Below are 10,313 nucleotides of genomic sequence, written 5' to 3'. Positions count from 1 at the left end.
GCTTAAGGTGGAGTTGATCTACGCTGAGTGTTTCGAGTCGATCGCAGCGGCCAAATCCGCTATCTTCGAGTACATCGAAATCTTTTATAACCGAAAGAGAAGGCACTCCACTTTGGGCTATCTCAGCCCGGTGGAATACGAGCGCAGATGCGCATAACCGAGTGTCTATTTTTCGTGGGTAGGACCAATTTTGGAAGCATCATGCGGTAATCCCCCCGATAAAGAGCGGTGATCAGAAGTAGAATTTTCCGTAAGCTACACGCAGGGAGATTCTGCATGAAAAAATCACGTTTTTCCGATAGCCAGATCAGGCGATCTTGAAGCAAGCCGAGAGCGGTGTGCCCGTTCCGGAGCTATGCCGCGGGCACGGCATGAGCAGTGCCAGTTTTTATAAGTGGCGAGCCAAATTTGGCGGCATGGATACCTCCATGATCAAGCGTATGAAAGAGCTTGAGGATGAGAACCGGCGGCTGAAGAAGATGTATGCCGAAGAACGGCTCAAAGCTGAGTTGCGCAAGGAAGCTCTTGAGGGAAAGTGGTAAAGCCATCTCTCCGCCGCGAGATGGCGCACAAAGCCGTTGCCGCTGCTCGTTGTAGCATTCGCCAAGCCTGCGAGGTCTTCAGTGTCAGTGAGTCCTGCTATCGCTACCGGGCTAAGCTCAGCAGTGAAAATGCCGAGATCGCGGATCTGTTGGTGCGCTTAACCCATAATCAGCGAAACTGGGGCTTTGGCTTGTGTTTTCTGTATCTGCGCAACGTGAAGGGTTACCCCTGGAACCACAAACGTGTTTATCGGATCTACCGGGAACTGGAGCTGAACCTACGCATCAAGCCTCGTAAACGGCTGGTACGTGAGAAACCCGAGCCATTGGCGGTGCCTACGGCCATCAACATCAGTTGGTCCATGGACTTCATGCATGACCAGTTAGAGGATGGGCGCAGTTACCGGCTGTTCAATGTGATTGACGATTACAACCGGGAAGGTCTTGGCATTGAGGTAGACCTGTCACTGCCCTCTGAGCGTGTTATCCGGGCCCTGGATCAGATCATCGAGTGGCGGGGAAAGCCCATGCAAATTCGCTGCGACAATGGCCCAGAATACATCAGTGCCACCTTGGCCGCCTGGGCTAAGAGGCACGATATTACACTGGTCTTTATTCAGCCCGGCAACCCGCGGCAGAATGCGTATATCGAGCGTTACAATCGCACCGTGCGCTATGACTGGCTGGCCCAATACCTGTTCCACTCGATTGAAGATGTTCAGGAATATGCAACGCAGTGGCTATGGACCTACAATAATGAACGGCCCAACATGGCTCTCGGAGGCATTACCCCACAACAGAAATTGGCCATGGTGGCCTGAACTCTACTTTTGATGCCCTCTTAAAATGGGGGATTACCGTTATGCCCATCAGTCCTCAGGTAGGGATTACCCTCCGGAAGACGCCACCGAAATCGCTTCTTCCCGTGACCGACGAGTCGGTACAAGATGGCTCCACTGAACAGCCCTAGGTTGGTTTTGCCATACAGCACCCAAGTCTTACTTTGACCCGAGGCTGGGGCTTTAAACCAATGGCGCATCAGTGGTTTGAGCCGAGAGCGATATTTGTGGCCCAGCCAATGGGCCAGTTTCCAGAACACGACACCATCGATATAGCTGAAGACTTTCGCTTTATAGTCGACGAACTGATAGAACGCCGCCCAGCCTTTCAGCTTTCGGTTGATGGATTCGACCATGTCAATTTTGCTTTCACTGTAATTGCCTGACAGCTTGGCGGTTAAGGATGCTGCAAAGTTACGCGCCTTATCCCGGGGGATTGTCGTCACCACCCGCATGTCGCCGTACCGGCTTCGCTTGCGGATGATGCGGTGTAAAGCTCTAATTACGCATGCATCGTTCTTGTGGGGTGGCTATAATTACATTTATTTAATATTATTGAGATAACCGGTAAAAGGTGCTTGAATGGTTAATAAGATTGAGTTATCCCCTATGGGGAGGTGGCATGCACGACATTTTGTAGGTGGGAGTCCGATACTGGATTTCGTTAACACTGTCTCCGACAGAGTTGATTTGAGTGCAAGAGAGGATCGTCTCTCAGACGACGAAGCACTTCGGACGTGGGCTGTTAGTGCGGGCTTGATATCTGCCGAGGGATCTATCTCTGTGGAAAAATGCAAAGAGACTGGAATGCAGGGAGCGAGGGAGTTGAGAGAAGCAGCATGGGCTACTTTTCACTCTGTAACGCAATCGTCGCCCCCGCCTGTGTGGGCTGTAAGGAAGATACTCAGCTACGCTCACTCCAATGAAGAGGCTCTGCAGCTAGCTTTAATTGGTGGATTAACTGCGCTCAAAGATCAATCAGTGGTTAGCAATCAACAAATGATACTAGGCTTGCTGGCCTGGGATGCGCTAGGACTGCTTATTGGAGACCTTCAGGCGCGAACATTAAAGAGTTGCCCTCGTTGCGGCTGGCTATTTCGAGACATTTCCCGAGGTGGACGCCGACGATGGTGCAGCATGAAAACGTGCGGCAACAGGGAAAAGGTCAGCAAACACATCCAGCGGATAAAGGGAAAACCTCACAAGGAGTAGCTGAAGGATGGAAGATATTGAGCAATTCATGCTTTTTCTAGCAGCTGCGGTTTTGCTAAACGTTTCACCGGGTTCAGATCACGTTTATATTCTTAGTCGCACCATTGCTCAAGGCTACAAAACAGGCTTTCTTTCCAGCTGGGGAGTTTGTACCGGCGCGATGATTCATGTGATCGCTGCCGCTGCGGGCGTTTCAGCGATCATTGCCACATCCGAGACGGCATTTTTGGCTGTAAAGTTGATCGGTGCCGGCTACTTGGTTTGGCTTGGCATTCAAGCCCTAAGATCTCGGGGCATGTCATTCCGAGTGGATACTCTTCAAGCAAAGCCTGCGAGTGGCTACCAAACTTTTCGGCAGGGAGTACTTGTTGACTTATTTAATCCAAAGGTCGCAGTATTTTTTATCGCATTTCTACCACAATTCGTCGATCCCTATAAAGGGGCTGCGTGGTGGCAGATGATTACCCTCGGCATCATTATTATATTGATCGCACTGATCTGGGAAGCTGTACTAATCGTTGGGGCGGATTTTATCTCTAGAAAGATTCGAGATAACGATGCTGTGGGTAAATGGCTTGATCGAACACTCGGCGTTGTTTTCATTAGCCTCGGTATCAGTCTGGTCTTCTCAAACTAACTCTTAGTTTAACTTGAGCTATTAACTTTGAATAATTCATAAATACAGGCCAGTAAGCACTCGCTGAGATGCCCTGAAAAACTATGCGCCTGATAAAAGGAGATTACTTATGGATAGAGAAAATGCAGGCAAACTAAAAATAGAAAATCAGGAGCTCCCCCACTCTCCTGTTTATTTGCCATCAAACGATATTCTGAAAGGGCCCACTTATAGCCTTCCTAATGATGTCACGGTATTAACTTTGATTGAGCGTCAAGCGGTTCGGGTTCCAAATAAGACCGCTCTTATCTTTGGTGCACAACGACTATCTTTTAAAGCACTTAACGAAAAATCGAATAGACTAGCAGCTATATTACAGGAGTATGGAGTAACACGTAACAGTATGGTTCCAATTGTCTGCACGAATGGACTAGAGCTTCCCTTAGCCATTCTTGCGATCTGGAAAGCTGGTGGTGCATTTGCCCCCATCGACCCTGCTTGGCCTTCATCACGCATTTTAGCAACACTCAATTCTCTGGCTCCGCCCGTGGTGCTATATTCTTGTAGCTCCGATCAATCCTTTTCCTCTAGTCCATGGTATAAGTTGGATTACCAACTCGTTGAAGGTGCCGAACAGTTCTCCGGCCGTCTTCCAGATTTCCAAGAAGATCTCTGTTATGGTTTTTTCACTTCCGGTTCGACGGGCACCCCGAAATGCTGTCTTAACGTACACCGAGGGCTTCTAAATCGGTTTCTATGCATGAATCGGCGGTTTGGTGATCAACCGGATGATGTCATTCTGCAGAACAGTAAACATGTATTTGATTCATCTATCTGGCAATTGATATGGCCATTAATGAATGGGAATACTGTTGTAATACCTGACCGGAATGGTCTCCTCGATTTGGACGCAACCATTGATCTTATTGCTCAACACCAGATCACTATGGCTGATTTTGTTCCAACTATTTTCAATTTCATGGTTGAAATGCTCTCAGTCAGCTCCCAACGAATTTCAAAACTCACATCCCTACGCCGGCTACTGATTGGAGGCGAAGAAATCAATCCTAAAGCCGTCCAAAAGTTTCGACGACTTCTCCCAGAAGTGGGGATAACTAATACTTATGGACCCACCGAGGCTTCAATTGGGATGGTTTTTCACGATGTTGACGATGAAGACAAAACCAATATTTCGCTTGGTCGCCCAATTGACAACACATTCCTGTTTATTTCGAACGAAGAGCTAATTGCGCTTCCACGCGGAGAAGTAGGAGAAATTGTCATTGGTGGGGAATGCTTGGGGCGAGGTTACCTTGGAGAGCACTGGAAAACGGCATTTTCATTTCCACCCAATCCCTATGTCAACCTCAGAGTCAATCGTCTTTATCGCACTGGAGATCTAGGCTTCATCGATACAAAGGGAAACCTACAATATAAAGGTCGATCAGATTTCCAAGTTAAAGTGGACGGCGTACGTATTGAGATTGGTGAAATCGAACGTTGCCTGCTCGATTTTGACCAAGTGCTAGAGGCAAAGGTCGTTGCCCAAAAAGATGGAAGCGGTCGCGTCGAACTTACAGCATTAGTGTCCTTGTCACAGCCATCTAATGAATCCACCCTGAAAGCAGAATTACAAGAGCATCTACCAGAATCGTCTGTACCGAAACGAATACTGATTCTCGGAGAAATGCCGGTGAACCAGAACGGTAAAATTGACCGTCAAAAATTGTTAGAGATAGCGGGAGCCACATCAATGGCAACCGCAGGTCAAAACGTGGATTTTGAGAATCTCAACGAAATTGAGGCTGCAGTTCTTCAGTCCATGCATGAGGTTTTCGAACGCACGGACATCGACTTGGATGATGATTTCTTTGATCTAGGTGGAGATTCGCTGAGAGCCGTCACCTTGATTCTTTTACTTGAAAGACGACTTGAACAAGAAGTTGCTGTTGATGTCATTTATCGCTATACGACTGCTTATTCACTTGCAAGAGGACTTGAACAGAATTTTGAGGAGACAAGATCTAGTGACAATGGTGCTGCTGCCTTGCAAAAGGACCTTGAGGAGAGCCGCGCTAAACTTGCTACATTGCAGTCTTTTAAGAGTTCGTTGGCCTCTCCCCCGACACAAATACTCTTAACGGGTGCCACTGGTTTTGTAGGAGCAAGGGTATTAGCTACACTTCTCAAAACCTCTTCCGCGCACATTCATTGCGTTGTTCGAAGCCACAGCGAAGAAGCGGGCATAAAGCGACTAAGGCAAACTCTTTTGGCCTACGGGCTGCCTGCATCAATACAAAGTGAGCGGATTAGCATTGTTTCTGCTGAGTTAACGAGTATGCGCTTGGGACTGACCCCCACCCATTGGTCTTTTCTAAGCGAAACGATCGATGCTGTTGTACACAGCGCTGCGAGCGTTGACTTTATGAAGGATTATCTAGCCCTAAGAAACGCAAATGTTATTGGCACACGGCATCTGCTTGAGTTGGCTTTGGAGGGCAAGCCAAAGTCGTTCCATCATATCTCAACACTGAGCGTTTTCAATGCCCACGAAGCCAAAGACCATCGGATCGAAGAAAAAGAATGGACGTCGGATTGCAATTTTCCAACCGATGGTTACAGCCTTTCGAAACTTGCCAGTGAAGGGCTTGTAGAGCAAGCCCAAGCGATGGGTCTCAAGGCTACAATTTACCGATTAGGAGAGATGATGCCTTGCTCAGAAAAAGGTGTATACAACCCAAGGGCTTTTATCTCAAGGTTAGTAAGTGCTTCAGTACAGTGTGGCATCTATCCAGACATTGAAATGACGTTTGACTACACACCCGTCGATGTCACGGCTAAGGTCCTGTGCTGGCGAATCTTTAACTCGTTCCCGGATAATCAAATCTACCATCTTTTCAATCCTGCTGAAGCAGATTTTCGACTGCTCATGGAGGAATTAGGTTCACTGGATCTTTCTCTGCGCCGTGTGAGCTACCAGGATTTTTTCAAAGTTATAAAACATGAAATTCAAAAACCGGACGCCAACAATGAGCTGAAGGCCCTTTTTTCGGCTCTCCCTCTTCCATCACAATCTAGAGGAAAAGAAACCGGATCACCTTCCTTTTCTAGCGTTGTTACCCCTGCTGAACGCTTCGATCAGAGGCAAGCCCGTCAGTTGTTGCAGGCAGCGGGGTTGAACTGGCCTAAATTCGACAAGCATTTGCTGACCGCCTATGCCCGTCAGCTAGCTGAAGAATCTCTGCGATCACAAGAAGTTCTGTCATTCAACTAACACAAAAAGGAGTTTGAAATGCAATATCGGAAATTGGGGCGTTTAGGATGGGACGTCAGCGAGGTTGGCTATGGCATGTGGGGTATCGCTGGTGGTGAAGGTGGATGGACTGGCGCAGACGATGAGTCCGGCATTGAGTCACTGCATGAGGCAGTCCAACAGGGCGTTAATTATTTTGATACCGCTTGGATCTACGGACGGGGTTATAGCGAAAAATTGCTGGGACGCTTAGTTAGAGAAACAAAAGCCGCCAAGCGACTATACATTGCTACAAAGATCCCTCCCAAAAATCGGATTTTCCCATCACAACGAACTGATCGATTTGATGAACTTTTCCCTAAGGATTACCTACAGGAATACGTTGAAAGGAGCTTGACCAACCTAGGGACTGACAGCATTGATCTGCTGCAATTCCATGTGTGGGAAGATGCATGGGCCTTTGGTGATGACTGGAAAAAAATTGTGGAGGATTGGCGACGCCAGGGCTTAGTAAAAGGCATTGGCATCAGCGTCAACAGGTGGGAACCATGGAACTGTCTAGAATCACTGCGTACTGGCCTCATTGATTCGGTTCAGGTGATTTACAACATATTTGACCAAGCGCCGGAGGATGTCCTGCTAAAGGTGTGTGAGCAGTTAGATATCGCAGTTATCGCACGAGTGCCGTTTGACGAGGGGACGCTCACAGGGACATTACGTAAGGATATGACTTGGCCAGAAGGAGATTGGCGAAACAGCTATTTTGTTCCGGAGAACCTCACAGCAAGCGTAGCCAGAGCCCAAGCGCTCCGCCCTATCACTCCTGAGGGTTGGACTATGGCTGAATTAGCGTTGCGATTTATTCTTCACCACCCCGCCGTGAGCACTACTATTCCGGGAATGCGCAAGCTTCAGCATGTACTTGCAAATACAGCCGTCAGCGATGGCAGCTCACTCCCCCCAGCCCTTCTTAGCGAACTTCGTAAACACCGTTGGGATCGCGTGCCCACGTGGTGGTCCCAATGATAGTTTCTCACAAAAAAACAGCAACAGATTAGAGGGATGACGCTTATGCCAAAAGATCAGGGACGCTTGATAGTACTGTGGGCTCACCCGCGCTCTCGTTCTACCGCCTTTTACCGAATGATGCAGAATCGCGGTGATTTCCTTACGGTACATGAGCCCTTCTGTACCTTGGCGGACAAAGGAAGTACAAAACTGCCCAATGGATCCGGAGGTAGTATTGTTGTAAGCAATGAGGATGAGCTAATACAAAGCCTTCTCCAGTTGGCGAATGATCAGCCAGTCTTTTTAAAAGAGACCTGTGACCATCGCTACAAGGCAGAAACCGATATGAATTTTCTCAGTAATTCAGAGCACCTCTTTATTGTGAGGGAGCCACGGAGGACTATTGCTTCACACTACGCGATGAACCCTGATGTTAAATGCGGCGACATAGGCTACGAGAACCTATTTCGGATATTTGCTTCAGTGCGAAAAGTACAGCAGAAGCAGCCACTAGTGCTCAATGCAGACCGTCTAGCCGAGGACCCTGAGAGAATAGTTAGTGCTTTTTGTTCGCAGTTCGGCTTGCCTTTCAGCAATGACCAACTTCAATGGAGTGCGCACAATTCTCGGGATTGGTCACAAACTCAGCATTGGCATAAGACTGTTAGTCAGACGACTGGTTTTTGTTCGGCCAAAGGCCATTACCAGAATACTGTCGAAAACAATCAGACTCTTCGAGAGTTCTATGAGTACCACACTCCGTTCTATAAGGCTTTGGAAGAGGCCTGCCTTCAATAGAGCGTTAAACTTGTGCCAACCATCTACTTATGAAGTGCAGGGAGCAACCTTTTATGAGCAGTAAACTATGCCAAGCAGAATTAAAGGATCATCAAGTCGGTCTCTTTGCCGGTGGGGGACTATTTTCATGGGTCCAGGCGCACCTTTTGCACGAAGCGGGCGCTAACTTACATGTGTATACAGCGGATGTTGGACAGCAAGACGAGTCTCAACTTACGAACTTCAAGCAGGATATGGCTCAGCTAGGCATTCCTCTGCATACAGTTGACCTTAGAGACGTTATGGCCTCATTCGCTTTGCAAGTCCTTCGCTACCAAGCCAGTTACCAAGGCGGCTACTGGAATACGACAGGCGCCCTACGAGCAGTGCTCGTAAGTCAACTGGCACCTCGAATGGTTGAGGAGGGCTGCACGGTGCTAGCTCACGGAAGTGTGAACGGGGGCAACGACTTCAGACGGTTCACCCGCTACATACAAAAATTTGCGCCCAGCGCTATTCCCTACGCGCCATGGGAAGATGAAGAGTTCCGAAGTCGTTTTAGGGATCGAAAAGAAATGGTCGAATTTCTACTAGGACAATCCTATAAAGAGGGCTTAGAAGCTAAGGAAAAACTGTCTACAGATGGTTCATTGATGGGTGTTTCCCACGAAGGCGTTCAACTTGAGAACGAAACAGTGCCTTGGATATACGCCCCGTGGGCACTAACCAATTTACCACAAAACGCACCGAGCCAAGCAACTAACGTGCGTATTGAATTTAGGGAAGGTCAACTACATACAATCAACGGCTTTTTAAACTCTCCTCAAGTATTGCTGGGCCTGGCGAATGATATTGCCGGGAAACATGGAGTTGGCCTAACTGCCGTATTTGAGGATCGAGTAGTGGCACTAAAGGCCGAGGAATCTATGAAGCACCGGGCATGACACTGCTCGGTCATGCATTCAAGGAGCTATGCTCATCAACCCTTCCCATGGAAGTACAGAAAATGTTTCAGTCACTTTCTGCTTATGTTGCCAGACGCCTTTACGATGGGCGCTACTACGAAATTGACTCTGAAACGGCCAAGTCTGCTCTCGATGGTATAGCCTCGGTAGTAAATGGCATCGTGGAAATTGAAATATATAAAGGGAATATGTTCTGCCTTCATGTGACAGGGCAACGAGAAGATATAAGGGAACAAAGGTTTAACAATGGGGGACATGCTTGGAACGGATTAGCTGCTCCCTAAGCTTGGAAGGTCTATTATGTGTTGGTATCTGGACTTAGGGGTCTTAAGGAACAATCTTCTTATTCATGATCAACCGTATACGAAACGGAATTCACTATGACCAAAAACATCGTTTGGAATGAACATCGCGTCTCCAATTTTTCAAGAGCAGCCATTAAAGAGCAAAACCCTTGCCTCATTTGGTTTACAGGCCTCAGTGGGTCAGGGAAGTCCACACTGGCGAATGCGCTGGATGTAGCGTTGCATTCCATGGGGTATCACACTGCTTTATTGGATGGAGATAACATCCGTCACGGCTTAAGCAAAGACCTCGGTTTTAGTGAGTCAGATCGTGTTGAAAACATTCGTCGAATAGGAGAAGTATCAAAATTGTTCGCTGATGCGGGGCTAATTGTAAGCGCATCATTCATCTCCCCCTTTTCACACGACCGTGATATCGCGCGATCACTCTTATCCGGCTACGTATTTGTCGAAGTTTATGTCAATACTCCTCTAACTGCTTGCGAAAATAGAGATCCTAAAGGTTTGTATAAGAAGGCTCGCGAACGGAAAATTCCAAACTTTACAGGAGTCGACTCGAAATATGAGCCACCAATATCGCCGGATCTACGTCTTAATACCACTGAATTAAGTGTTGAGCAGTGTGTGGCAATGCTGATTGACCTTCTCAGGCACCGTGGTGTAATTCGTCACATTACAGCTGAGAACTAAAACGCAGCACCCACATTTGCAGACTCCTAATGGCTCCCTTCGGACGCTTACGGTTCTGCTACAATTAGTGGACATCGTGCGGCATTTTGGACTGAATATTATGCAG

At 47.8% G+C, this 10,313-nt stretch carries 7 protein-coding genes and 3 pseudogenes; 9 read left to right on the top strand and 1 reads right to left on the bottom strand.

What is annotated here, in order from left to right:
- Together BCA33_RS14050 and BCA33_RS14040 are read left to right on the top strand one after the other, a co-directional pair.
- The coding region (locus BCA33_RS14050; protein ID WP_139173012.1) for an IS3 family transposase at positions 1-157 on the top strand (157 nt) is incomplete at its 5' end.
- A 119-nt stretch (positions 158-276) separates the two neighbouring features.
- Positions 277-1,363 (top strand): annotated as a pseudogene (locus BCA33_RS14040) (IS3 family transposase).
- A 20-nt stretch (positions 1,364-1,383) separates the two neighbouring features.
- On the opposite strand, the pseudogene BCA33_RS14035 reads toward BCA33_RS14040, so the two are convergent.
- Positions 1,384-1,872: pseudogene (locus BCA33_RS14035) on the bottom strand (group II intron maturase-specific domain-containing protein); the annotation flags it as partial.
- A 91-nt stretch (positions 1,873-1,963) separates the two neighbouring features.
- Here BCA33_RS14035 and BCA33_RS22835 point away from each other — a divergent pair.
- From BCA33_RS22835 to cysC, 7 genes and pseudogenes are all read left to right on the top strand, one after another.
- Positions 1,964-2,593 carry an ABATE domain-containing protein gene (locus BCA33_RS22835; protein ID WP_071266789.1) on the top strand — a complete coding sequence of 210 codons (630 nt, stop codon included), beginning with the start codon at positions 1,964-1,966 and terminating at the stop codon, positions 2,591-2,593.
- A gap of 7 nt (positions 2,594-2,600) precedes the next feature.
- Positions 2,601-3,230, top strand: a complete 630-nt coding sequence (locus BCA33_RS14025; protein ID WP_071266787.1) for a LysE family translocator — start codon at positions 2,601-2,603, stop codon at positions 3,228-3,230.
- Positions 3,231-3,339: 109 nt separating this feature from the next.
- Entirely contained in the window at positions 3,340-6,483 is a 3,144-nt protein-coding gene (locus tag BCA33_RS14020) for an amino acid adenylation domain-containing protein (protein ID WP_083394764.1), read from the top strand.
- A gap of 18 nt (positions 6,484-6,501) precedes the next feature.
- On the top strand, positions 6,502-7,488 hold the full coding sequence (locus tag BCA33_RS14015; RefSeq protein ID WP_071266783.1) for an aldo/keto reductase: 987 nt from the start codon (positions 6,502-6,504) through the stop codon (positions 7,486-7,488).
- A 45-nt stretch (positions 7,489-7,533) separates the two neighbouring features.
- A complete protein-coding gene (locus BCA33_RS14010; protein WP_083394763.1) occupies positions 7,534-8,268 on the top strand; it encodes a hypothetical protein in 735 nt (244 codons plus the stop codon).
- A gap of 29 nt (positions 8,269-8,297) precedes the next feature.
- Positions 8,298-9,496, top strand: a pseudogene (locus BCA33_RS14005) (argininosuccinate synthase domain-containing protein).
- Between the two features lie 96 nt (positions 9,497-9,592).
- Positions 9,593-10,207, top strand: coding sequence for an adenylyl-sulfate kinase (gene cysC, locus BCA33_RS13995; protein WP_071266774.1), 615 nt, complete (start codon positions 9,593-9,595; stop codon positions 10,205-10,207).
- Positions 10,208-10,313: the final 106 nt, after the last annotated feature.

The sequence above is a fragment of the Marinobacter sp. AC-23 genome (assembly GCF_001858325.1).
Taxonomy (GTDB): Bacteria; Pseudomonadota; Gammaproteobacteria; order Pseudomonadales; family Oleiphilaceae; genus Marinobacter.
Note: the sequence above shows the minus strand (reverse complement) of the source record. Positions and strands in the feature narration are given on the sequence as shown.

Bases quoted from the DNA above. Each gene is read 5' to 3' on its own strand.
- BCA33_RS22835 (WP_071266789.1), top strand. From the start codon at position 1,964: ATGGTTAATAAGATTGAGTTATCCCCTATGGGGAGGTGGCATGCACGA.
- BCA33_RS14025 (WP_071266787.1), top strand. From the start codon at position 2,601: ATGGAAGATATTGAGCAATTCATGCTTTTTCTAGCAGCTGCGGTTTTG.
- BCA33_RS14020 (WP_083394764.1), top strand. From the start codon at position 3,340: ATGGATAGAGAAAATGCAGGCAAACTAAAAATAGAAAATCAGGAGCTC.
- BCA33_RS14015 (WP_071266783.1), top strand. From the start codon at position 6,502: ATGCAATATCGGAAATTGGGGCGTTTAGGATGGGACGTCAGCGAGGTT.
- BCA33_RS14010 (WP_083394763.1), top strand. From the start codon at position 7,534: ATGCCAAAAGATCAGGGACGCTTGATAGTACTGTGGGCTCACCCGCGC.
- cysC (WP_071266774.1), top strand. From the start codon at position 9,593: ATGACCAAAAACATCGTTTGGAATGAACATCGCGTCTCCAATTTTTCA.